Source organism: Bradyrhizobium sp. DN3 (assembly GCF_041357655.1).
GTDB lineage: Bacteria > Pseudomonadota > Alphaproteobacteria > Rhizobiales > Xanthobacteraceae > Bradyrhizobium.
Genome location: NZ_JAULLN010000008.1, coordinates 88,078 through 112,405 on the forward strand (window position 1 = coordinate 88,078; position 24,328 = coordinate 112,405).

Annotated in this window: 20 protein-coding genes and 1 tRNA gene; 18 read left to right on the forward strand and 3 right to left on the reverse strand. The window is 63.7% G+C overall.

Going from position 1 to position 24,328, the window contains the following annotated elements; translation table 11 throughout:
* The first annotated feature begins 387 nt into the window (after positions 1 to 387).
* Positions 388 to 481 (forward strand) — tRNA-Ser (locus tag AAE027_RS14045).
* Positions 482 to 1,053: 572 nt separating this feature from the next.
* On the forward strand, positions 1,054 to 2,595 hold the full coding sequence (locus tag AAE027_RS14050; protein ID WP_370985885.1) for a porin: 1,542 nt from the start codon (positions 1,054 to 1,056) through the stop codon (positions 2,593 to 2,595).
* Positions 2,596 to 3,026: 431 nt separating this feature from the next.
* Here AAE027_RS14050 and AAE027_RS14055 read toward each other — a convergent pair whose 3' ends face one another.
* Positions 3,027 to 5,471 (reverse strand): lytic transglycosylase domain-containing protein, encoded by a 2,445-nt coding sequence (locus tag AAE027_RS14055; RefSeq protein ID WP_370985887.1) that lies wholly within the window; start codon positions 5,469 to 5,471, stop codon positions 3,027 to 3,029.
* A gap of 279 nt (positions 5,472 to 5,750) precedes the next feature.
* On the opposite strand from AAE027_RS14055, the gene dapA reads away from it, so the two are divergent.
* Genes dapA through AAE027_RS14075 form a run of 4 tightly spaced genes read left to right on the forward strand, consistent with a single transcriptional unit; the run spans position 5,751 to position 8,227 of the window.
* Positions 5,751 to 6,641 (forward strand): 4-hydroxy-tetrahydrodipicolinate synthase, encoded by an 891-nt coding sequence (gene dapA, locus AAE027_RS14060; RefSeq protein WP_370985888.1) that lies wholly within the window; start codon positions 5,751 to 5,753, stop codon positions 6,639 to 6,641.
* Positions 6,642 to 6,693: 52 nt separating this feature from the next.
* A complete protein-coding gene (gene mscL, locus AAE027_RS14065) occupies positions 6,694 to 7,107 on the forward strand; it encodes a large conductance mechanosensitive channel protein MscL (protein WP_091899100.1) in 414 nt (137 codons plus the stop codon).
* Positions 7,108 to 7,166: 59 nt separating this feature from the next.
* The gene (gene smpB / locus AAE027_RS14070) at positions 7,167 to 7,640 is read left to right on the forward strand and encodes an SsrA-binding protein SmpB (RefSeq protein ID WP_024341117.1); all 474 of its coding nucleotides are present in this window, start codon (positions 7,167 to 7,169) and stop codon (positions 7,638 to 7,640) included.
* Positions 7,641 to 7,645: 5 nt separating this feature from the next.
* Positions 7,646 to 8,227: a peroxiredoxin gene (locus tag AAE027_RS14075; protein ID WP_370985890.1), complete on the forward strand. Its 582-nt coding sequence runs from the start codon at positions 7,646 to 7,648 to the stop codon at positions 8,225 to 8,227.
* A gap of 241 nt (positions 8,228 to 8,468) precedes the next feature.
* Here the strand turns inward: AAE027_RS14075 and AAE027_RS14080 are convergent, their stop codons facing one another.
* Together AAE027_RS14080 and AAE027_RS14085 are read right to left on the reverse strand one after the other, a co-directional pair.
* The gene (locus AAE027_RS14080; RefSeq protein WP_091899096.1) at positions 8,469 to 9,143 is read right to left on the reverse strand and encodes a uracil-DNA glycosylase; all 675 of its coding nucleotides are present in this window, start codon (positions 9,141 to 9,143) and stop codon (positions 8,469 to 8,471) included.
* Positions 9,124 to 9,768 (reverse strand): LabA-like NYN domain-containing protein, encoded by a 645-nt coding sequence (locus AAE027_RS14085; RefSeq protein WP_128933338.1) that lies wholly within the window; start codon positions 9,766 to 9,768, stop codon positions 9,124 to 9,126. Before AAE027_RS14085 ends, AAE027_RS14080 begins: the two co-directional genes overlap by 20 nt.
* A 327-nt stretch (positions 9,769 to 10,095) precedes the next feature.
* On the opposite strand from AAE027_RS14085, the gene rpoZ reads away from it, so the two are divergent.
* From rpoZ to AAE027_RS14145, 12 genes are all read left to right on the forward strand, one after another.
* The gene (gene rpoZ / locus AAE027_RS14090; protein WP_007603391.1) at positions 10,096 to 10,488 is read left to right on the forward strand and encodes a DNA-directed RNA polymerase subunit omega; all 393 of its coding nucleotides are present in this window, start codon (positions 10,096 to 10,098) and stop codon (positions 10,486 to 10,488) included.
* A 207-nt stretch (positions 10,489 to 10,695) separates the two neighbouring features.
* Entirely contained in the window at positions 10,696 to 12,981 is a 2,286-nt protein-coding gene (locus AAE027_RS14095) for a RelA/SpoT family protein (RefSeq protein ID WP_370985892.1), read from the forward strand.
* 46 nt (positions 12,982 to 13,027) lie between these two features.
* Entirely contained in the window at positions 13,028 to 13,780 is a 753-nt protein-coding gene (locus AAE027_RS14100) for a pyridoxine 5'-phosphate synthase (protein ID WP_370985893.1), read from the forward strand.
* The gene (acpS, locus tag AAE027_RS14105) at positions 13,777 to 14,196 is read left to right on the forward strand and encodes a holo-ACP synthase (RefSeq protein WP_128920609.1); all 420 of its coding nucleotides are present in this window, start codon (positions 13,777 to 13,779) and stop codon (positions 14,194 to 14,196) included. Before AAE027_RS14100 ends, acpS begins: the two co-directional genes overlap by 4 nt.
* Positions 14,197 to 14,445: 249 nt before the next feature.
* Positions 14,446 to 15,210 carry a signal peptidase I gene (gene lepB, locus AAE027_RS14110; protein WP_091893218.1) on the forward strand — a complete coding sequence of 255 codons (765 nt, stop codon included), beginning with the start codon at positions 14,446 to 14,448 and terminating at the stop codon, positions 15,208 to 15,210.
* Positions 15,207 to 16,028: a ribonuclease III gene (gene rnc, locus AAE027_RS14115; RefSeq protein WP_128941351.1), complete on the forward strand. Its 822-nt coding sequence runs from the start codon at positions 15,207 to 15,209 to the stop codon at positions 16,026 to 16,028. Before lepB ends, rnc begins: the two co-directional genes overlap by 4 nt.
* A complete protein-coding gene (era, locus tag AAE027_RS14120; RefSeq protein ID WP_370985896.1) occupies positions 16,018 to 16,944 on the forward strand; it encodes a GTPase Era in 927 nt (308 codons plus the stop codon). The genes rnc and era overlap by 11 nt, the downstream gene beginning before the upstream one ends.
* A gap of 21 nt (positions 16,945 to 16,965) precedes the next feature.
* Positions 16,966 to 17,346 (forward strand): hypothetical protein, encoded by a 381-nt coding sequence (locus AAE027_RS14125; RefSeq protein ID WP_091893224.1) that lies wholly within the window; start codon positions 16,966 to 16,968, stop codon positions 17,344 to 17,346.
* A gap of 140 nt (positions 17,347 to 17,486) precedes the next feature.
* Positions 17,487 to 18,239, forward strand: a complete 753-nt coding sequence (gene recO, locus AAE027_RS14130; RefSeq protein ID WP_370985897.1) for a DNA repair protein RecO — start codon at positions 17,487 to 17,489, stop codon at positions 18,237 to 18,239.
* A 446-nt stretch (positions 18,240 to 18,685) separates the two neighbouring features.
* Positions 18,686 to 20,944 carry a DNA topoisomerase IV subunit A gene (parC, locus tag AAE027_RS14135; RefSeq protein ID WP_370985898.1) on the forward strand — a complete coding sequence of 753 codons (2,259 nt, stop codon included), beginning with the start codon at positions 18,686 to 18,688 and terminating at the stop codon, positions 20,942 to 20,944.
* Between the two features lie 1,181 nt (positions 20,945 to 22,125).
* Positions 22,126 to 22,551 (forward strand): YybH family protein, encoded by a 426-nt coding sequence (locus AAE027_RS14140; protein ID WP_370985899.1) that lies wholly within the window; start codon positions 22,126 to 22,128, stop codon positions 22,549 to 22,551.
* A gap of 301 nt (positions 22,552 to 22,852) precedes the next feature.
* Positions 22,853 to 24,259 (forward strand): FAD-dependent oxidoreductase, encoded by a 1,407-nt coding sequence (locus AAE027_RS14145; protein ID WP_370985900.1) that lies wholly within the window; start codon positions 22,853 to 22,855, stop codon positions 24,257 to 24,259.
* Positions 24,260 to 24,328 lie beyond the last annotated feature (69 nt).

The following is a 24,328-nucleotide window of genomic DNA, read 5'->3' on the forward strand; positions in this document are numbered from 1 at the left end:
CGACCCCGACCAGAATGGGCCAAACAATGGCCGATGGCTTCCGATTCAGATCGCGCCCGACGACTGCGATCTGGAACTCGGACGGTTCCACAAGACGGGCATTTTGCCCTGGACTTTTCCATGCCGGCGCAGGTCCGGCGTCTTGGTTCAACGTCTGGGCGGGCGAGGCGGTGCTGATATCGCCCTCGCACTGGCGGATCTGGCGATCCAGCCGCTAGACGCGCGCACGCATATATAAGGTCAGTGCGAATCGCAGGAACTCGCCCCGAGGATTCATTCGCGAGGCTTGCGTCGCCGGCTGCTCGTCAGCTTTCAGGTGAAAAGAACCCGCCGCCCTCAATTCTGCCGCTTGCGGCCCGCCGCCGTGTCGGGCATACCCGGCGTATTGGAGACGTGGCCGAGTGGCTGAAGGCGGCGGTTTGCTAAACCGTTATAGGCTTGTAAAGGCCTATCGAGGGTTCGAATCCCTCCGTCTCCGCCAGCCAAGCTGGCCCCGGACATAGATACCCCCGCACCACACATAGAGAGAGCTGACCTGGTCGAGATTTGGCCTCGCGTGTCGGGGCCAAGGCCGTTTCGCCGCCATCGATAACCGTTGGGCTGAGCGAGATTCGGAGGTGCTTGAATCTCGTCCGATTCTACGATTCGAGCGCGCCTGGGTCGCCACATCCCGGCCCTCCGCTCGCCGCGCCTTAGGTACGGAATTTTGACGGCAAGCGGAACCTCTCTGAAAAGATCAATAAAAACAAAGTGTTGCGGGCGTGCCGCGATCACATCTACGTGTTATTTGTGCAACACCCGTCGGAAAACACGTCTCATAGGCCCGCTTCGGAGCGTTCTTTTGTTGTGTGTGCAAGGACGTTCGGTAATTGTGACTGAGCGACGGAGGGGGGCATCCCAAGGTCGTCCCGTTTAGGTCATTCGCTTAAGTCCCTCGCGTTCATGCGGGTGTGTCCGAAGACGCGAAGGAGCCGAAAGCGGTGATTTAGAGGGGGTTGGGGAATTGGCCGTCCGGTCAGTGACCTTCCCTGAAGAGCAACTTGGAGGTTTAACATGAAGTTGGTTAAGAGCCTTTTGCTCGGCTCAGCGGCGGGTCTGATCGCCGTGGGCGGAGCGCAGGCAGCCGATCTGCCCGTGAAGGCCAAGGCGGTCGAATACGTGAAGATCTGCTCCCTGTACGGTGCAGGATTCTACTACATCCCCGGCACTGACACCTGCATCAAGCTGGGTGGCTACCTGCGCGCCGAAGTCGCGCTGGGCACCAACAGTGTCTACGGCATTGCGAACGGCGCTCCCGCCGGCGCGCACAACCGTCTGAGCAACTACTACACCGCGCGCGCTCGTGAAGATCTCAACATCGACACGCGCACCGCCACCGAATACGGCGTCGTCCGCACCTTCTTCGATGCGACGTTCTCCTGGACCACCGCCGGCTACGTCGGCACCGGCTCGGCCACGGGCACGACCGCCGCTACCTTCACGACGGCTGGTAACACCACCATCAATCCGACGGACGGCGGCACCTCGGGCGGTTCGCTCGGCGTGTACTACGCCTTCATCCAGTTCGCCGGCTTCACGATGGGTAAGGCCGTGTCGCAGTTCGACGCGCCCTGGACCAACTATCCCGGCAACAACATCGACAGCCTCGTCGGCGGCAGCGGCACGGTCACTGGCGTCAACCAGTTCACCTACACCGCTGACTTCGGTCAGGGCGTGACGGCGGCGTTCTCGGCGGAAGACGCGACGGCTTACTATCAGGCCGGCAACCTCAACATGACCGGCGCGACTGCCGCTGGCATGGTTGGCGGTGCGTATGGCTCGAACGCCATCGGCGGTTCGCGCTCTCCGAACCTCGTCGGTATGGTCCGTGTCGACCAGGCCTGGGGCCTGTTCCAGGCGTCGGTTGCTGCGCATGACAACCACGTTGCCTACTACGGCGCTACCGAGACCACTGGCCACCCCGACGACAAGTGGGGTTGGGCGGTTCAGCTCGCTCTGTCGATCAAGAACATCCCGACCGGTGCGGGTGACACGATCAACATCCAGGGCGTCTACACCGACGGCGCGACCCGCTACAACTTCCAGAACCTGGCGGGCAGCTCCTACCAGATGTACGGCAGCTCGGGCATCGCCTATCAGAGCGTCGGCTTCGCCAATGCTCCTGACACCGTGTTCATCACGGGCAGCTCGCAGGAGACGGTCAAGACCTGGGGCTTCCGTGGTGCTTACACCCACAACTGGGATCCCTACTGGAACACCGCGCTCTACGGTGCTTACGCTCAGGCCCAGTTCGGCACGCTCGCCAAGACCACGCTCTGCGGCGCGACTGGCACCGGTGGCGTGTTCGGCGGCCTCGTGGGTGTGACGGGTTGTAACCCTGACTTCGCGATCGGTCAGATCGGTATCATCACCCGCTGGACCCCGGTCAAGAACCTGACGTTCTCGGCTGACCTGAACTGGACCCATCTGGATCAGAAGTATTCCGGCACTGCCATCCTCAGCCCGGCCGCTAACACGGCCAAGCCGACCGCAGTGTATGAGCTGAAGGATCAGGACAGCATCACCCTGCTGCTCCGCGCTCAGCGCAACTGGTAAGTTTGGTCTAACGACCTGACAGAGAGCCCCGGCGGGAAACCGCCGGGGCTTTTCTTTTTGCCGGCTTGTTCTCGCCTCGGGTCATGACGGCCAGAGTTGGCGTCGCGCGTTCCGTTGATGATCGTTCGCCGAGACCTGATTGAAGCCGCTGCGAGAGAGGGATGACCGCGCGGCCCGCATGCCCGTCCGTGGCGAGAGGCATGGGCAGGCTGTCGCTGACCGGTCCGTCTTGCAAAGCGACCCGCCGATCCAGCCTTGCCGACAATGGTGAGCTCGTCGATGTGGCAAGCGACCTTGCAGACCTCGATCGAGGCGCGTCTCGGGAAGGGCGCCAGAAGGTCGCGTGACTGCGCAGTCCGTCCGTCGGAGACTTAAGGCCTGAGGCATCGCTTGCCACCGATGCTCCCGGCAGCGATCGGGCGAGGGTGTTGCTATTCCACGCTGCCGGTGCCGCGGCGCAAATCGGCTTCGATCTGCAGCCGCGTGCCGCCGCCGAAGCGGGCGCGGTAGACCTGAAGGTTCTCCATGATCCGCTGCACGTAGTTGCGCGTCTCGGAGAAGGGGATCAGCTCGACCCAATCGACCGCGTCGACCTTGGGGTCGCGCGGATCGCCGTAGCGCTCGACCCACTTCCTCACGCTGCCGCGGCCGGCATTGTAGGCGGCAAACGTCATGATGTAGGAGCCGCGATAATCCTCGAGCAGTCCGCCGAGCTCGGCCGAGCCGAGCGTGGCGTTGTAGACCGAATCGTTCTTCAGCCGGGACAGGTCGTAGGTCGCGCCGTGGCGTTTGCAGACGTAGCGCGCGGCGTCCGGCGTCACCTGCATCAGCCCATAGGCCTGCGCCGGCGAGACCACCGACGGATTGAATGCGCTCTCCTGCCGTGCGATCGCATAGACGATGCTGCGCTCGACCTGGGGGCCGATCGGCGTGAACTGCGGAATGCCGTTGACGGGATAGGCGTAGAAGTCGAACGGCAGGCCGCGATTGAGCGCGGCCTTGCCCAGCAGCAGCATGCCGCGCGCGTCGCTGTAGCGCTGGGTGAGCTCGCCGAGGCCGGCAAGCGCTTCGGGATCGCCGTTCTCGCCCATGTCGGCGAGCATGGGCACCGCGAGCTCGCGCTCGTCGAGCTCGTAGAGCAGTTGCGCGGCGCGCACGATCTCGAGCCGTTCGGCGCCGCGTCCGCGCGGCGGGTTGTTGAGCTCGATCTGGGGCAGGCCGAGTTTTGCGCGCGCGAGCTGGCCGTAATAGCTGGTCGACTGCTCGGCGGCGCGGGCATAGGCGTTGCGCGCCTCCTGCTGGCGGCCCATCGCTTCCGCAGCGCGGCCCTGCCAATAGCCGGCGCGCGCCAGCGTGGTCGGGTTGACGCTGCCCACGCCGATACGGGCAAAGTGCTGGGCGGCGGTCGCAGGATCGTTGAGGAAGCGCAGCGCGATCCAGCCTGCGGTGAATTCCTGCTCGGTCTTGTAGATGTCGCGCGAGGGCAGGGCGGCATCGCGCGCGATCAGATAGGCGCTGCGGAATTCCTCGGTGTCGATCATCTTGCGCGCCAGGAGGCGCCGCTCGATCCACCATTCGTCGAGATTGTGGAGCCGGTTCGGATCCTTCGGCGCCGAGAGCATGAGCTGCGCCGCTTCGGCAAACTTCTCCTCGCGGCGCAGGAGCTGGATCTTGCTGAAGATGAAGCCTGGATCGCTGTGCAGCTCGCGCGGCACGGCATCGAGCAGCGCGCGCGCATTCGGCGCCTTCTTGACGGCAGCGATGCGAGCCTTGGCGAGCGCGACATAGCCGGCGCCGAGGCGCTTGGCGGCGCGCAACGCGGCTTCGTTCTCGCTGCCGTAGAGCAGGGTGTCCATCCGCGCCTTCTGATCGCCCGCCGTCAGCAGGGCGCCGAACTGGTCGAGCGCGTTGTTCTCAGTGTCCTCCGACATCGGATCGCTGCGCCAGGCCTCGCGCACCAGCCGCTCGGCGTTGGCGCGGTCGCCGCGCGCCAGCATCGCCTTGGCAAGCGTGAAGCGGCCCTTGGCGGAGATCGGGGACTCATTCTCGAACCACGACCACGCAACTGAATCGTCGCGCCTGTCGTCCCACATCGCAGCCTCGAGCCGGCGGCGCAGGAAGGTCTGCGACGGCCAGCTCGGATTGGCGGATAGGAAGGCGCGGTAGCGCTCCACGGTCGCGCCATTGTCCTCGCTGCGCAGGATGATCCATTCCGCGAGCTTTCGCGCGACGGGATCCGAGATCGAAGCTGCATAATTGGTGGCGTCGCCCGCTTTGCGCTTGCGCACGAGCTCGATGACGTTTTCCAGCGTGTCCTTGTCGGCCTGCGACGTCGCCGATGTTGCGGCGACCGCGGCCGGTATGACCGGCTTGCGCGGCGCTGCATGCTGGCGGGTCGCAGGAGCCAGCACGGGAGCTGCGGACGGTCTGGCGGCCGCCGGGGCGGTGGGTCTGACGGTGGCCGTCGAAGCCGGGGCGGGTGCGGGCTTGGACGGCGCGCCGTTGGCGGTCGGTTTTGATGTTGCCGCGGGGGCCGCTGCCGCAGGCTTGGACGCTGCCGCGGGCTTGGATGCTGCCGCGGGCTTGGGCTTGTCTTTCGCGGGCTCCTTGGCGGCGTTCTTCCCAGCGTCCTTCTCAGCGTCCTTGGCAGATTTCTTCGCGGCATCCTTGGCCGGGGCGCTGGCCGCGCCCTTGCTGGCGCCCTTGTTGGCGCCCTTGGCCGTATCCTTTGAAGTTTCCTTGCCGGTTCCCTTGGACGAGTCCTTGGCGGCTGGCTTCGCGGAGTTCTTAGCCTCGTCCGCGGCCGTCTCGTTGGACTTGTCGGACTTGTCACTGGACTTGGCCAAGGCGGCACAACCGACGGACAACCCTGCCATCAGGCATACGACCAGACCGGTGGATCGCCATGCGGCACGAGGAAAGGAGGTCACGGCGTTTCGTCGCCCCGAATCAGTCAAGTGGCCCAAAATCTAGCTGTATTGATTGAATATGCGGACAAAATACCAACAGCCGCTTACCTCGGGCCGATTTGCACCATCACCGCGGCAAAATCGCGGCCTAAACGGTGCGTCACACGGCGGCGGGCCTTTTACCGGCGGGATAGACCCGATATGTATGGGGCATGCTCAAGAGATCGCCGCGTACGGAGGAAGTCCATGGCAGCCAAGACGAAATTCCGGGGGTCGTTCACCGCCTTGGTCACGCCGTTCAAGAACGGCTCGCTCGACGAGGCGGCGTTCCGCTCCCTGGTCAATTGGCAGATCTCAGAAGGCACCAACGGCCTGGTGCCGGTCGGCACCACCGGCGAGAGCCCGACGCTCAGCCATGACGAGCACAAGAAGGTCGTCGAATGGTGCATCGCTGAAGCCAAGGGCCGCGTGCCTGTCGTCGCGGGTGCCGGCTCCAACTCGACCAACGAGGCGATCGAGCTCTCCCAGCATGCCGAGAAGGCGGGCGCGGACGCCGTGCTGATCGTCACGCCCTACTACAACAAGCCGACCCAGGAAGGGATGTATCAGCACTTCAAGGCGATCAACGATGCGATCGGCATCCCGATCATCATCTACAACATCCCGCCGCGCTCGGTGATCGACATGTCGGTCGACACCATGAAGCGGCTATGGGAGCTGAAGAACATCGCCGGCGTCAAGGACGCCACCGCTAGCATGGTCCGCGTGTCGCAGCAGCGCGCGGCGATGGGTGAGGACTTCAACCAGCTGTCGGGGGAGGATGCGACCATCCTCGGCTACATGGCGCATGGCGGCCACGGCTGCATCTCGGTGACCTCGAACGTCGCGCCGCGCCTGTGCGCGGAGTTCCACGTGGCCTGGCAGAAGGGCGATCACGCGACCGCCCTGAAGCTTCACGACAAGCTGATGCCGCTGCACAACAACCTCTTCATCGAGAGCAATCCGGCGCCGATCAAGTACGCGATGTCGCTGCTCGGCAAGCTGGACGAGACGCTGCGGCTGCCGATGGTGCCGGTCTCCGAGCCGACACGCCTGGCCGTGCGCAGCGCAATGGTGCATGCCGGCCTCATCAACTGACGCGTTAGCGTTTGGGGAGCGTTTCATGAGCGTCGAGGAGAAGGGCATGCAGATGCTCAAGGAGTTCCGCGAATTCGCCATGAAGGGCAACGTCGTCGACCTCGCGGTCGCCGTCATCATCGGTGCGGCCTTCGGCGCCATCGTCAATTCGCTGGTCGGCGACGTGATCATGCCGATCATCGGCGCCGCTACCGGCGGGCTCGACTTCTCAAACTACTTCACCCCCTTGTCGAAGGCGGTCACTGCCACCAATTTGGTTGAAGCGAAAAAGCAAGGCGCCGTGCTGGCCTGGGGCAACTTCCTCACGCTGACGATCAACTTCATCATCATCGCCTTCGTGCTGTTCCTGGCGATCCGGGTGATGAGCCGACTGAAGAAGGAGCAGGCCGCGCCTGCGGCGCCGCCGAAACCGTCGGCCGAGGTCGAGCTGCTGACCGAGATCCGTGATCTCCTCAAGAAGTCTTGACGCGCGCGCTTCATCCCAACTGTTAGAATCCGTGCGCATCTTGATCAGGTTTGTCTGCGATGGCCGATAAGAACGAACGTCCGATCAAGGTCATGGCGGAGAATCGCAAGGCCCGCTTCAACTACGCCATCGAGGATACGATCGAGGCGGGGATTGCGCTGACCGGCACCGAGGTCAAGTCGATCCGCAACGGCAAGAGCACGATCGCGGAATCCTATGCCGACTCGAAGAACGGTGAGATCTGGCTGATCAACGCCACCATTCCCGAATATCTCCAGGGCAACCGCTTCAATCACGAGCCCAAACGGCCGCGAAAACTGCTGCTTCACCGCCGGCAGATCAACAAGCTGATGGGCGCGGTCGACCGCGAGGGCATGACGCTGATCCCGCTCAAGCTCTACTTCAACGAACGCGGTCGCGCCAAATTGCAGCTGGCGGTTGCAAAGGGCAAGAAGCTGCATGATAAGCGCGAATCCGAGAAGAAGCGCGACTGGAGCCGCGAGAAGGGCCGCCTGATGCGGGCGAGGGGATAAGCGGGATGACCCAGAGGAACCTGCTCGAGGTCGATTGGAGCCGGATTCCTGCGCCTGCCGACGACGGTGGCGCCGCCCATCTGAAGGGCATGACATTGCCGCCGATCGGCCTGCTCGCGACGGACGACAGGTCAGTCACGCTGTCGGCGCTGCGCGGCCGTACCGTCGTGTTTGCCTATCCCCGCACCGGCGAACCCGGCAAGATTGCGCTGGTCGACGATTGGGACATGATCCCGGGCGCGCGCGGCTGCACCCCGCAGACTTGCGCGTTCCGCGATCTGTTTGCCGAGCTGAAGGCGGCTGGCGCCTCGCACGTGTTCGGTCTCTCGACCCAGAGCAACGACTATCAGATCGAGATGGCCTCGCGGCTGCATCTGCCGTTCCCAGTGCTCTCGGACGAGAAGTTGGTGCTGACGCGCGCCCTGAATTTGCCGACGATGGAGGTCGCAGGCCTGACGCTGATCAAGCGGCTCGCGCTGATCATCGACGACGCCAGGATCACGCATGTGTTCTATCCGGTGTTTCCGCCCGACCGGAATGCCGGCGATGTGCTGGACTGGCTGAAGGCCAATCCCGCCAAGGGCTAGATCGCTAGCTAAGGTGGGATGAGTTTTGGTTGAATCGATGCGAGGCGAGAGTTCACCTCTCCTGGAGGGAGAGGATCGCATCGAAGATGCGATACGGGTGAGAGGATCAGCTCTCACTGGATGTCGCGGCCCCTCACCCGGATTGCACTGGATGATGCTCCGCATCGCCAGGCGCAATCCGACCTCTCCCCGTCGGGGAGAGGTGAACCCGGACAACCGACCGGCCTAACTGCACTAGGCTCTAATCGAGATCGGCCTTCACCTTCGCGAACACGGACCGGAACATGTCGGGCGTCAGCACGCCCGTATTCGTGTTGTAGCGGGAGCAGTGATAGCTGTCGTAAAGCTTGAACGCGCCGGCCTGGTGCACGGCGCCATGGCCGAAGGGAGCTTGCGAGCCCTTCAGATTCAGCGGCTTGAGCACGCTGTCGTGCGCAATCCGCCCGAGCGCGACGATCGCGCGCAGGTTCGGCATGGTCGCGAGATTCGCCGCAAGGAACTGGCGGCAGGTGGTGATCTCGATCGGGAGCGGCTTGTTCTGCGGCGGCAGGCAATGCACTGCGTTGGCGATCCGGCAATCGATCAGCTTCAGGCCGTCATCGGGGCGCGCCTGATAGGTGCCCTTGGCAAATCCATATTCGACCAGCGTCGCGTAGAGGAGATCACCGGCATAGTCGCCGGTGAAGGGACGACCGGTGCGGTTGGCTCCCTGCATCCCCGGCGCAAGGCCCACGATCAAGAGGCGCGCCTTGATGTCACCGAAGGGCGCAACCGGTGCATTGTGCCACGATGGCTCGCGCGCGCGGTTGGCGTCGCGAAAGGCGACCAGACGCGGACAGAGCGGGCAGTCACGGTCGGGAACGACGGTGGAAGGCTGGCGGCTTGACCGGGCCGCCTCACTCCTCGAAGTCGTCATCGCCCCTCGGCGCCATCGTGGTTGCGCGCTGGAGGAATTGCGGGGCGTGGTGGCGTCCCTCGCGCTCGCCGCGGTCACGTGGGGCGGGGCGTTCGGACGGGTCGCGGCCGAGCTTGGATTGCAGCTCGACGAGGTCGGTGAAGACGTCGGCTTGGCGGCGCAGCTCGTCGGCGATCATCGGTGGCTGGCTGGCGATGGTGGAGACCACGGTGACCCGCACGCCGCGGCGCTGGACGGCCTCGACCAGGGAACGGAAGTCGCCGTCACCCGAGAACAGCACCATCTGGTCGATATGCTCGGCGAGCTCCATGGCGTCGACGGCAAGCTCGATGTCCATGTTGCCCTTGACCTTGCGGCGGCCGGAGGCGTCGATGAATTCCTTGGTCGCCTTGGTGACGACGGTGTAGCCGTTGTAGTCCAGCCAGTCGATCAGCGGGCGAATCGAAGAGTATTCCTGATCCTCGATGATGGCGGTGTAGTAGAACGCCCGAAGCAGCGTTCCGCGGCTCTGAAACTCCTTCAGCAGGCGCTTGTAATCGATGTCGAAGCCCAGAGTTTTCGCCGTCGCGTAGAGATTGGCCCCGTCGATGAAGAGCGCGATCTTGTTGGTAGGAGAAAGTGACATTCAGTTTGCTCGCGTAGTGCTCGTGATTGATCGTTTATTGTTGGCGCGGCGGCAGCGAGCCGCGCAGGTCTTGAGGCGCCGTCGAAACCCGTCGAAACCGCAAATCCGGAGAAGTCGGGGCAATCAAGGTATAGTTATGGCGGTCCACACGCCCGGCGCTAACTTCGATGGCAGCCCGGCAAATCACCCATCCCAGCCCTAATGTGGGGGTACCAGAGCCGTTTGGCGAGGCCAAATCACAAATTGGCCTTGCGAAATCGGCCCGGTCCCTATAACTAGCCCCGATCATCCACATATTTCGTCCCACCCACAACGGAGCGACAGGCCATGGCTCGCGTCACCGTAGAAGATTGTATCGACAAGGTCGACAACCGCTTTGACCTGGTCCTGCTGGCCGCCCACCGTGCCCGCATGATTTCGTCCGGTTCACAACTAACGGTTGACCGCGATAACGACAAGAACCCCGTTGTGTCTTTGCGCGAAATTGCCGAGACCACCATTTCGCCGGAGGACCTCCGCGAGGAGCTGGTGCACTCGCTCCAGAAGTTCGTCGAGGTCGACGAGCCCGAGCCCGATACGGTACCGCTGATCGGTTCCGCGGGTGCGAGCGTCGATGCGGATGATACTGAGGTCGCCGTCGAACGCATGACCGAAGAGGAGCTCCTGAAGGGTCTCGAAGGCCTCGCGCCGCCCGAGGAACAGCCGGAGGAGGACGAGTAGATCGTCCCGTCGTAATCATCGACCTCTTGTGATCTTATCAAGGCCCGAACCGTTGTTCGGGCCTTTGCTTTTGTTGGTGTTTTCGTGGTTACCATAGCGTTGTCGGTTCGCGCCGCGCCCTGTCACCGAATTGATCGGACGCGCCCGGGATCAGCGTTAAGATGTATACAACGGCCCGCCTCCGGGTCCGTTTGAAGGCAGGACGGCATGGTGTATCGGCGCTGGAAACCAATGCAGATGCAGGCCGCAACCGAATCGGTTGCCGTGGCCCCGACTGCGCCGGTGCCGCGCCCGGCGAAGCCACGCGCACGCATGATGCGTCAATATGACCTCGTCGAGCGCGTCAGGTCCTACAACCCCAACACCAACGAAGACCTGCTCAACCGCGCCTATGTCTATGCGATGAAGGCGCATGGCTCGCAGACCCGCGCCTCGGGCGACCCCTATTTCTCGCACCCGCTCGAAGTGGCAGCGATTCTCACCGACCTCAAGCTCGACGACGCCACCATCGTAGCCGCGCTGCTGCACGACACCATCGAGGACACCGAAGCGACGCGGGCCGAGATCGACCAGATCTTCGGGCCCGAGATCGGCGCGCTGGTCGAGGGCCTGACCAAGCTGAAGCGGCTGGAGCTGGTGTCGCGGGAGGCCAAGCAGGCCGAGAACCTGCGCAAATTGTTGCTGGCCATTGCCGATGATGTCCGCGTGCTTCTGGTCAAGCTCGCCGACCGCCTGCACAACATGCGCACGCTGGACTTCGTGCCGACGGAATCGCGCAGGCGCATTGCCGAGGAGACGCTCGACATCTATGCCCCGCTGGCCGGCCGCATGGGCATGCAGGAAATGCGCGAGGAACTGGAGGATTTGTCCTTCCGCACCCTCGATCCCGAGGCCTATTCGGTGGTGATGCAGCGGCTCGACGCGCTCGCCGAGCGTAACCGCAATCTGATCGGCGAGATCGAGGACCAGCTCTCCAACAATCTGCGCCACCGCGGGCTGGGCGCGCGGGTCTATGGCCGGCGCAAGAAACCGTTCTCGATCTGGACCAAGATGGAGCGCAAGTCGGTCGGCTTCGAGCAATTGTCCGACATCTTCGGCTTTCGCCTCGTCGTGAGTGACATCGAAGCCTGCTATCGCGCGCTCGGCATCGTCCACACCACCTGGCCGGTCGTGCCGGGGCGTTTCAAGGACTACATCTCGACGCCGAAGCAGAACGACTACCGCTCGATCCACACCACCGTGATCGGCCCCGGGAACCAGCGCGTCGAGCTCCAGATCCGTACCGAGGCGATGGACCAGATCGCCGAGCGCGGCATCGCCGCGCACGTCTTCTACAAGGAAGGCGTCGGCTCGCCGACTGAGTTCCTCAAGCGCGAGTCCAACGCGTTCGCCTGGCTGCGCCACACCATCGGCATCCTCTCGGAGAGTGCCAATCCCGAGGAATTCCTTGAGCACACCAAGCTCGAGCTGTTCCACGACCAGGTGTTCTGCTTCACCCCGAAGGGCAAGCTGATCGCGCTGCCGCGCCATGCCAACGTGATCGACTTCGCCTATGCGGTGCACACCGACGTCGGCAACAGCGCGGTCGGCTGCAAGATCAACGGCAAGTTCGCGCCGCTGTCCTCTGAGCTCCAGAACGGCGACGAGGTCGAGGTGCTGACCTCGGAAGCACAGTCGGCGCCGCCATCGGCCTGGGAGACGCTCGCGGTCACCGGCAAGGCGCGCGCCGCGATCCGCCGCGCCACGCGTACCGCCGTGCGCGATCAATATGTCGGCCTCGGCCGGCGCATCGTCGAGCGCCTGTTCGAGCGGGCCAAGATCGAATACGCCGACGACAAGCTCAAGGGCGCGCTGCCGCGGCTGGCGCGGACCTCGATCGAGGACGTCATGGCGGCGGTCGGCCGCGGCGAGATCAAGGCCTCCCACGTCGCGCGCGCGATGTATCCCGACTACAAGGAGGAGCGCATCGCGCGCTATGGCGCCAAGAAGGGGCTGGCCGCCAAGCTCAAGGAGAAGTCGTCGGAGGCGCCGCGCAGCCCGGTCGCGATCCCGATCCGCGGCATCAATTCCGATCTCCCGGTGAAGTTCGCGCCGAATGGCGGCGCCGTGCCCGGCGACCGCATCGTCGGTATCGTCACGCCGGGCGAGGGCATCACGATCTACCCGATCCAGGCGCCGGCCCTGAAGGATTTCGAGGAGGAGCCGGAGCGCTGGCTCGACGTGCGCTGGGACATCGAGGATTCCGCGCCGCAGCGCTTCCCGGCCCGCATCAAGGTCGAGAACGTCAATGAGCCCGGCGCGCTGGCACAGATCGCGACGGTGATCGCCGAGCACGACGGCAATATCGACAACATCAGCATGCAGCGCCGCTCACCTGATTTCACGGAGACGACGATCGACCTCGAAGTCTACGATCTGAAGCATTTGAGCGCGATCCTCGCCCAGTTGCGCGCCAAGGCGGTCGTCGCCCGCGTCGAACGTGTTAATGGATAGACGCTTTGCGTCTGCGTCTATCGCCCTGATTTCGTGAGTCCTGCAAATGCCCGCACTTCCGCTCCGCCTCGGCGTCAATGTCGACCATGTCGCAACCCTGCGTAACGCGCGCGGTGGGCGCAATCCTGATCCGGTCCGCGCCGCACTGCTGGCGATCGAGGCCGGCGCCGACGGCATCACGGCGCATTTGCGCGAGGATCGCCGGCACATCCGCGACGAGGACATGGCGCGGCTGAAGGCCGAGATCTCCAAGCCGCTCAATTTCGAGATGGCGGCGACCGACGACATGATGCGCATCTCGCTCGCCACCAAGCCGCATGCGGTGTGCCTCGTGCCGGAGCGCCGGCAGGAGGTGACAACCGAGGGCGGGTTGGATGTCGTCGGCCAGCACAATGCGCTCGCGCCCTACATCGCGCGGCTCAACGATGCCGGCATCCGGGTGTCGCTGTTCATCGCCGCCGACCCCGCGCAGATCGAGATGGCGGCACAGCTGCGCGCGCCTGTCATCGAGATCCACACCGGCGCCTGGTGCGACGCCGTCGTCGATGGCCACACCGACAAGGCCGAAGCCGAATGGCAGCGGATCGTGGCGGGGGCGAAGCTGGCCAAGGCTGCCGGGCTGGAGGTCCATGCCGGACACGGGCTCGACTATGCGACGGCGGAGACGATCGCGGCCCTGCCGGAGATCATGGAACTCAATATCGGCTACTACATGATCGGAGAGGCGCTGTTCGTGGGTCTGGCCGAGACCGTGCGCAACATGCGCACGGCGATGGACCGCGGCCGGAGCCGGGCATGATCATCGGCATCGGCTCGGATCTGATCGACATCACCCGCGTCGCCAAGGTGATCGAGCGCCACGGCGAGCGCTTCCTCGACCGCATCTTCACCGTGGCCGAGCGGGCCAAGGCGGAGCGGCGCGCCAAGAACGAGAAGATGGTGGTGGCGACCTACGCCAAGCGCTTTGCCGCCAAGGAGGCCTGCTCCAAGGCGCTCGGCACCGGCATCAGGCGCGGCGTCTGGTGGCGCGACATGGGGGTGGTCAACCTGCCGGGGGGACGGCCGACCATGCAACTGACCGGCGGCGCCTTGGCCCGGCTTCAGGCCCTGACGCCGGAGGGTTTCGAGGCGCGGATCGATGTGTCGATCACCGACGACTGGCCGCTCGCGCAGGCCTTCGTCATCATTTCCGCCGTCCCGCTGGCCAAGTCCTGACAGGATCCAGAAAATCTCATAATTCGTTTGAAATACCAAGGTCTTATGCAGTTTTGATGCGATCCTTGATTGCGTGGTCTTCGACAACAGTCTAAAAGTCCGCCGACGCAAATCAGGCTGGGTGAATTCGGCTTTACGCCGGAATTGGCCCTCACTATCAGAATCAGGACAATCTCCTTGGGCCGCGAACCGATGGGCTGTTCGCGGGAGGAGGGCGCTCTGTGATCGCCGGCCGGAATTGAGAGAGCAATGAGCGTGACTTCGGGAACGAAAACTGAGAGCGGCGTCGGCGAAACGATCCGGGTCGTGATTCACGCTCTGCTGATCGCGCTGGTGATCCGTACGTTCCTGTTCCAGCCGTTCAACATCCCGTCCGGCTCAATGAAGGCGACGCTGCTGGTCGGCGACTATCTGTTCGTCTCGAAATATTCCTACGGCTATAGCCACTATTCGATCCCGTTCTCCCCGCCGCTGTTCTCCGGGCGGATCTGGAGCTCGGACCCGAACCGCGGCGACATCGTCGTGTTTCGCCTGCCCAAGGACGATTCCACCGACTACATCAAGCGCGTGATCGGTCTTCCCGGCGACCGCATCCAGATGCGGGACGGTCTGCTCTACATCAACGATACCCCGGTCGAGCGGCAGCGCATGAGCGAGTTCGTTGGGGAGGATCCGTGCGGCTCCGAAGGCGGCGGCATCTCCCGGGTGAAGCGCTGGAAGGAGACGCTGCCGAACGGCGTGTCCTACGAGACGCTGGACTGCGCCGACAACGGCTACATGGACAACACCAACGTCTACACGGTGCCGCAGGGCCACTTCTTCATGATGGGCGACAACCGCGACAACTCGACCGACAGCCGCTTCCTCGGCCAAGTCGGTTATGTGCCGCAGGAGAATTTGATCGGCCGCGCCCAGATGATCTTCTTCTCCATCGCCGAAGGCGAGCATGCCTGGATGTTCTGGCGCTGGCCGTGGGCGGTGCGCTGGAATCGTTTCTTCAAAATCGTTCGATGAAAGACGAAGCCAAGGACATCGCGACCCCACCGACGGAGGCGCAAGGCGCCCCTGATGGCGAAGCTGCGACCAAAACGCCCGCGAAGAAGAAGCGGACGCGAAGCAGCAAGGCCAAGGGCACTGATGCGAACGCGGCGCTCGAGGCGCGCATCGGCCACAGCTTCACTGACCCGAACCTCCTGATGCAGGCGATCACGCATGTCTCGGCGCTGAAGTCCGGGCGCAAGCGCGGCGACAGTTATCAGCGACTGGAATTCCTCGGCGACCACGTGCTCGGGCTGGTCGTCTCCGACATGCTCTATCACGCCTTCCCGAACGCCGACGAAGGCGAACTGTCCAAGCGGCTTGCCGAGCTCGTGCGCAAGGAGAGCTGCGCCGACGTTGCAAAATCGCTCGGCCTCGTCGACGACATCAAGCTCGGCTCGGTCGGCCCCAGCGCCGACGCCCGTCTGCGCAAGAGCGTGCTCGGGGACATCTGCGAGGCCGTGATCGGCGCGATCTTCCTCGACGGCGGCCATGCGGCGGCAGCCGAGTTCGTCAGGCGCAACTGGACCGAGCGCATGCACAAGCCGCGCCGCCCCTTGCGCGACCCCAAGACCGTGCTTCAGGAATGGGCGCAGGGGAAGGGGCTGCCGACCCCGGTCTACCGCGAGGTCGAGCGCACCGGCCCGCACCACGATCCGCAGTTCCGCGTCGCGGTGGATTTGCCGGGATTGGCCCCGGCCGAAGGCATCGGCGGCAGCAAGCGCGCGGCAGAGAAGGTGGCAGCTTCGGTGATGATCGAACGCGAAGGCGTCGGCGGCGGCAATGACGGCTGAAGCAAGCGGCGAGGCGCCCACCGCGACGCGCTGCGGCTTCGTTGCGCTGATCGGTGCGCCGAATGTTGGCAAGTCCACGCTGGTCAACGCGCTGGTCGGCGCCAAGGTCACGATCGTCTCGCGCAAGGTGCAGACCACGCGCGCGCTGATCCGCGGCATCGTGATCGAGAACAACGCGCAAATCATCCTGGTCGACACGCCCGGCATCTTCCTGCCCAAGCGCCGGCTCGACCGCGCCATGGTCTCGACCGCCTGGAGCGGGGCGCATGATGCCGATCTCGTCTGTGTGCTGCTCGACGCCAAGACAGGTATCGACGAGGAGGCCGAGGCGATCCTCGCCAAGGCGGCCAGCGTCAATCACGAGAAGATTTTGGTGATCAACAAGATCGACCTGGTCCAGCGCGAGAAGCTACTGGCGTTGGCCCAGGCCGCCAACGAGCGCATGAAGTTCGCGAAGACCTTCATGATTGCGGCAATCTCGGGCGACGGCGTCGACGACATCCGCACGACGCTGGCCGAGATGGTGCCGCCAGGCCCGTTCCTCTATCCCGAGGACCAGATGTCGGACGCGCCGATGCGGCAGCTCGCGGCCGAAATCACGCGCGAGAAAATTTATCAGAAGCTGCACCAGGAATTGCCCTACCAGTCCACGGTCGAGACCGACAAGTGGGAGGAGCGCAAGGACAAGTCGGTGCGCATCGAGCAGACGATCTTCGTCGAGCGCGAAAGCCAGCGCAAGATCGTGCTCGGCAAGGGCGGCGCCACCATCAAGTCGATCGGCGCGGACTCGCGCAAGGAGCTGATGCAGATCCTGGACGTGCCGGTGCATCTGTTCCTGTTCGTCAAGGTGCGCGAGAACTGGGGCGACGATCCCGATCGCTATCGCGAAATGGGGCTGGACTTCCCCAAGGAATAGCCAAGAAAAGATCGGTATCCGATGAGCGTGCCCAGCAACGTCCGGCGCTTCGAGGCGCTGCTCTATGCATCGTTGATGCTGGATGCCCTGTCGGTCGCGGTGCAGGACCGCACGCCCAATGCCGAGATGACCGAGCAGATGATCACGACGGCGACGCTGCTCGCCGGCGGCATGATCCTGCTGCTGGTCTATTTCGTTTGGCTCGCTGCGCATTGGCGCAAGAACTGGCCGCGCTGGGTGCTCGCGGCAGCCCTCGTGCTGTCGGTGATCTCGCTCGGCCAGATCATCGGCGAGAAGGGCATGCAGCTCGACAGCGCCATCGAGGTCGTCTCCTGCGTGCTGACCACGATGGGACTGTATTTCTCCTTCACCGGGGATGCGCAGGGCTGGTTCAACGCGTGAAGTTTCACGCGGTGCCGCAGGGTGGGCAAAGGCGCACCCTTGCGCGCCGTGCCCACCAAGTTTGGCCATGGATCAAAATCGGTGGGCACGCTTCGCTTTGCCCACCCTACGGCCCCTAGAATGGGCTACACTTCCTTCCCATGGAATGGATCGACGAAGGCATCGTGCTGGGCGTGCGGCGGCATGGCGAGTCGAGCGCCATCGTCGAGCTGTTGACGCGCGCGCATGGCCGCCATCTCGGTCTCGTCCGCGGCGGCGCCGGCTCGCGGATGCGGCCGCTTTTGCAGCCGGGGAACAGCGTCAGTGCGGTGTGGCGGGCGCGGCTCGACGAGCATCTCGGCACCTATGCGATCGAGGGATTGAAGCTGCGCGCGGCGACGCTGCTGGCATCGTCGCACGGGGTCTACGGCGTCACCCATCTGGCCTCGATTGCGCGGCTGCTGCCCGAGCGCGATCCGCATGAGGCGATCTTTGCGCTGCTCGAACATTCGCTCGACGATTTCGACGATATCGGCGGCGCCGCCGTGCATGTCATTCATTTCGAGCTGGCGATGCTCGCCGAGCTCGGCTTTGGGCTCGCGCTGGAAAATTGTGCGGTGACCGGGGAGACCACGGACCTGATCTATGTCTCGCCCAAATCCGGCGGCGCGGTGTCGCGCGGCGCGGGCGAGCCGTGGCGCGACCGGCTGCTGCGCCTGCCGCCATTCCTGCGCCAGGGCGAGGTGCAGACCGATCTCACGGAGCAGGATCTCCTGGACGGCTTTCGGCTCACCGGCCTGTTCCTGCTGCGTCACGTGCTGGAGCCGCGCGGCCAGGGCCATTCCGACGCGCGCGCCGGCTTCATCAACGCCTTGATGCGGCAGCAGGCGAGGGCGGCAATCCCGGCGCCATGATGAAATCGCGTTTCTGCCTTGCTGGCCAACATAGATTTTCCGGGAACCAAATCGGGCCGGCCGGAATTGGCTCGCGGGTTCCACAATGGGGACAGCCTAAATGTTGATCAGGGGATTCGCCTTATCCGCGGCGCTGCTCGCGTTTGCGCCTGATGCAATGGCCGGCGAGCCGCAACCTAGCGTATTTCGCCGGGCGTCCTGCACGGTCGTCCGGTACTATGTGGCCAAATATTCTGTTGCGGCCGCAGAGGCATGGGCGCGGTCTCACGGAGCGACCGAGGCCGAAATCGACGCCGCCCGCCGCTGTGTGACCAACGCGCCGCCGGCCCAAGCCCCTGGCCAAGCCAAGACACAGCCTGTCACAGCCGGCTGGGCCGGCCAGTAGGCCGCCCACAGGGAACCAATCGATCCTTGCCCGATTCGCTTCCACGGTTTAACCGGGCGGCATGGGAAAACGAATCGTTCCGCCGGAAGAACCGGCCGAAATTCACGAGGTGCCGCTGCGTGACGCGCTGGAAGAGCGCTATCTCGCCTATGCGCTCTCCACCATCATGCACCGTGCGCTGCCGGACGCACGCGACGGCCTGAAGCCGGTGCACCGGCGCATCCTCTACGGCATGCGCCTGCTCCGCCTCGATCCCGGTACGGCCTTCAAGAAATCCGCAAAGATCGTCGGCGACGTGATGGGCTCGTTCCATCCGCATGGCGACCAGGCCATCTACGACGCCATGGTCCGCCTCGCGCAGGATTTCTCCTCGCGTTACCCGCTGGTCGACGGCCAGGGCAATTTCGGCAATATCGACGGCGATAACCCGGCCGCCTACCGCTACACCGAAGCGCGCATGACCGACGTCGCGCGGCTTCTGCTCGAGGGCATCGACGAGGACGGCGTCGAATTCCGCGCCAATTACGACGGCCAGTCCAAAGAGCCGATCGTGCTGCCGGGCGGCTTCCCGAACCTGCTCGCCAACGGCGCGCAAGGAATCGCGGTCGGCATGGCGACCTCGATCCCGCCGCACAACGCCGCCGAGCTTTGCGATGCCGCGCTGCACCTGATCGAGAAGCCCGACGCGAAATCCAAGGCGCTGCTGAAATGGGTCAAGGGCCCGGACTTCCCGACCGGCGGCATCTGCGTCGATTCCAAGCAGGCGATTGCGGAGGCTTACACTACGGGCCGCGGCTCGTTCCGTGTCCGTGCCAAGTGGCAGCAGGAAGAGGGTGCGCGCGGCACCTGGGTCGTCGTCGTCACCGAGATTCCGTATCTGGTGCAGAAGTCGCGGATGGTCGAGAAGATCGCCGAGCTGCTCGACCAGAAGAAGCTGCCGCTGGTCGGCGACATCAGGGACGAGTCCGCTGAAGACGTTCGCCTCGTCATCGAGCCGAAGTCGAAGAACGTCGATCCCGCCCTGATGATGGAATCGCTGTTCCGGCTGACCGAGCTCGAAAGCAAGATTCCGCTGAACCTCAACGTGCTGATCAAGGGCCGCATTCCCAAGGTCGTGGGGCTCGCGGAGTGCTTGCGCGAATGGCTCGATCATCTGCGCGACGTGCTGATCCGCCGTAGCAACTACCGCAAGGCGCAGATCGAGCACCGGCTGGAAGTCCTTGGCGGTCATCTCGTCGCCTATCTGAACCTCGACAAGGTGATCAAGATCATCCGCACCGAGGACGAGCCGAAGCCGGCCCTGATCAAGGCGTTCAAGCTCACCGAGATCCAGGCGGAGGCCATCCTCAATATGCGTTTGCGCAATCTGCGCAGGCTCGAGGAAATGGAGATCCGCAACGAGGACAGGGATCTCCGCAAGGAGCTAAAGGGCATCGAAGGCGTGCTCGCCTCCGAAGCCGAGCAGTGGAAGAAGGTCGGCGAGCAGGTCGGCAAGGTCCGTGACATGTTCGGACCGAAGACGCCGCTCGGCAAGCGCCGTACCACCTTCGCCGACGCGCCCGAGCACGATCTCGCCGCGATCGAGGAGGCCTTCGTCGAGCGCGAGCCGGTCACCGTCGTCGTCTCCGACAAGGGCTGGATCCGCACCATGAAGGGGCATGTCGAGGATCTCTCGGGCCTTGCCTTCAAGCAGGACGACAAGCTCGGCTTCGCCTTCTTCGCCGAGACCACCTCGAAGCTGCTGCTGTTCGCCACCAACGGAAAATTCTACTCGCTCGACGTGGCCAAACTTCCAGGCGGCCGCGGCCATGGCGAGCCGATCCGCCTGTTCATCGACCTCGAGCAGGAGGCGGCGCCCGTTGCGCTGTTCGTCAACAAGGGCGGACGCAAATTCCTGGTTGCGAGCCATGAGGGCCAGGGCTTCGTCGTCAACGAGGACGATTGCGTCGGCACCACCAAGAAGGGCAAGCAGGTCCTCAACGTCGACATGCCGAACGAGGCGCGTGCGGTCACCGAGGTGCTCGGCGACACCGTCGCGGTCATCGGCGACAACCGCAAGATGCTGATCTTCCCGCTCGACCAGGTCCCGGAGATGGCCCGCGGCCGCGGCGTCCGCTTGCAGAAATACAAGGACGGCGGCCTCTCCGACGTTGCGGTCTTCGACGCCAAGGCCGGCCTGACCTGGAAGGACTCCGCGGGTCGCGAATTCTCGGCGACCATGAAGGAGCTCGCGGAGTGGCAAGGCACCCGCGCCGATGCTGGCCGCCTGCCGCCGAAGGGTTTTCCGAAGTCGAACAAGTTCGGCCGGGTGATCGGGTAGGGCGGTCCCGTGTCCCGGACGCGCTGCAACGCTTTTCGCGTTGCTGCGCAGAGCCGGGACCCACGCTGCACGGATTGCTCGGAGACATGGGCCCCGGCTCTGCAGCGCCGCACCGGACGATGCTTCGCATCGCCGGGGGCGCTGCACTGCGTCCGGGGCACCAATGAATGTGTTGTACATATCCGTCTCCACACCGTCATTGCGAGCGTAGCGAAGCAATCCAGGATCTTTCCGCGGAGGGACTCTGGATTGCTTCGTCGCAAGGGCTCCTCGCAATGACGGAGCAAGCGGCGAGGCCATTGCTCTCCAGTTCAGATTTCAAACAGCAGACAAACGTTCGCCTTCTCGCGGCGCATGTCGCCCGAGTTTGAGCTCTCGAAACGCCCTCGAAAAAGACAAGGGCGCAGGGAAGGCCGGGCGCCGGCTGGCACCCGCAGGTCCGCGCGCTGTAGAAATGCACACGGGTGGACCACAGGTGATGCCGGTCGCCCGGCCTTCCCTGCGCGAATGGTTTTAACGGTGTCCTTCGTGCTCTCCCCGGGGAGCGATGCACTATTGCCCCCGTCGCCTTGCGGATGGCTGATGTGCGGACCCGGTTGGGCCGCGGGCATCACCGCAGGGCTTGACGCACAGACCCCGGGCGTCAGGACCACACGACTTCTCCGTCCGCGCACGTCTTCGCTGGGAATCCGAGGGGTGGCGTGTGCTCGCCCCCGAAACCATGCGAAGACGCTGTCAGCGTCGTGTCGTCGGCGCAAAGCGATTGCTCACAGCCGAAGCCGCCCTGCAGTGCCTGTTACGCCCGACGCCGTCGCGTCCATCGCTGCCCGGCCTGCGGTTCGTGACGATCGCGATCCGCCCCTTGTCTCAGGCCAGGGTGTTTCGCTTGTACGTCAAATCCGAATTTCGGTAAAGTGGAATATTTTACAAGGTGAGGCTTGACAGGCGGATGGTGGGTGTGTTGCGGCTGTTTTGCCGGATGGGGCAACGGCCGACGGGGGCGTGGTGACGAGTTTTGCCTTGAGGACGGGTACTCCACATCGCACTTAGTTCGTCAACATTTCTTACAGTAGTTCCCCGGAGTTGCTGTTTCATCAAACACGGTCTGGGATGCGGCATTGCATCCTCTGTGGAGCAACAGCCGCGCTGCATTCGAATCGTACATTGAGTTGGAGACGATCATGCGCAACATCGTATTGGTGATGGTATTCGTGATCTCGCTGGCGGCTCCGGCTTTGACTCAGAAGCCCGAGATTGAAGCGATCAACAGCAAATTTGTCGAATTTTTCAACAAGGGCGATTTCCCCGGCATTGCGTCGCTTTATAGCGCTGATGCGATCGCTTTGCCGCCCGGTTCTTCGATGGTGCGGGGCCGAGTAGCCATCGAAGTCATGTGGAAAAGCATGGCGGAACAAGTCGGCGACCCGAAGCTCACAACTGTTGATGTGAAGGCGCTCGGTCCTTTGGCGGCACGCGAGATCGGCACGTTTGCTCTAAAGACCAAAGGGGCGACACCGCAGGAAGTGACTGGGAAGTACGTCGTTGTTTGGGAAAAGGTCGGAAATGACTGGAAGCTCGCCACCGACATATGGAACGAGGGCAAGTAGGCCGGCGGCGTACATGTCTGTTGTTGACCCATCAGCGAAGTGGCGACGGTTCTCATTGAGGTCCGTTTGGTGGGGCATAGCAGACGAGATTTGCTCACGCTGACATCACGGACCTATGGGCGTCACCTGTGACATCTGGCTCCGAAGGCAGGCTGAGGAGAGCTTTGAACCTCCCGTTCGCCACATCGACCTATATCTTGAAGAACCATGCGCATATGAGACTCGTCGTCGTTTCGCCGGGAGGAGACGATGACGATTCAGCGCGACTTCCGCGGTCGGCCGAACTCTAGGGGGAGAACGGATGAGCAAAATCCTGATTTGCGGCGGAGGCGTGATTGGATTGTGCACAGCGATGATGCTTGGTCGCGATGGCCACCGAGTCACAGTTCTAGAGGCTGACCCGGCCGATCAACCCGCAGCGCCCGCCGAGGGATGGAATTCGTGGGAACGTCCGGGAGTTGCCCAATTCAGGCAACCTCATAACCTCAGTTCGCGATTTCGGATGATCAGCGATCAGGAATTGCCGGGATTGACCGATGGTCTGCTTCGAGCCGGTTGCGTTTGGGTGGACTATCTGGACAGTCGATCTCTTCCCCCAACGATAACGAATCGGACGCCGCGTCCGGGTGACGAGGCCATACGCTTCGTCACCGGTCGGAGGCCCATTATTGAATGCGCCGTGGCTGCAATGACGCAAGTGGCACCTAACGTGACCATTCGTCGGGGCACCAAGGTTCGCGAACTGATCACGGGCGCTTCGGCGGTCCGTGGTGTGCCGCACGTTGCAGGGGTACGCACGACATCTGGCGAAGAGATTCGCGCTGATCTGGTAATCGACGCCATGGGACGACGAAGCGCGGCCTGCGATTGGATCATCAGCGCGGGTGCCCGTAGCCCGATCGAGGAATCCGAAGATAGCAACTTCGCTTATTTTACGCGGTATTTCTCGGGGCAACAGCGGCCTCGCAGGACGGGACGTGCACTCACGCCGATGGGCTTGTTTTCGATCCTTACCCTGGACGGGGACAATGACACCTGGTCGATCACCTTGTATACCTCGTCGAAGAACAAGGCGATGCGAGCCTTGCGCGATACGGCGACATTCCATCGCGTCGTCTCCGCATGTCCGCGGCAAGCCCATTGGCTCGACGGCGAGCCGGTAACGCCCGTCCTTCTGATGGCGGGAGTTATAGACCGATACCGACGGTTTGTCGTCGATGGTCGGCCGGTCGTCACGGGATTCGCCGCTGTAGGTGATGCATGGGCGTGCACCAATCCGTCCGCCGGACGCGGCTTGAGCGTCGGCCTTCTGCACGCGCAGGTGCTCCGTAATGTTGCGCGCCGACACATCGACGATCCCGGAGCTTTCTCCCGGGAATACGACGCTGACACCGAAAGCCAAGTCGGTCCGTTTTATCGAAATCAGATCGCCGCGGACCGCGTTCGGATCGCCGAAATGACGGCTCTGGAAGAGGGCATGCCGATGCCCGCGCCCAACCCAGTCATGGCCAAGCTTCTGGTTGCATCATCCCAAGACGCAGACGTGCTCCGTGGCCTGATCGAAATCGCAATGTGCCTTGCGCTGCCTCAGGACGTCATCGCTAGACCGCACGTAGCCGCAAAACTGGCCGAGTTGGACGGCTGTCAATTGCCGCAAGACCCCAACATCGTCGATCGACAACGGATGGCAGCGCTACTGGATGGCTGATCCTAACGAAGCCAGCTACGCCTCCGCGTGTGGTCATGGGGAGCATCGTTCGGCGCGAAACATTCGTTT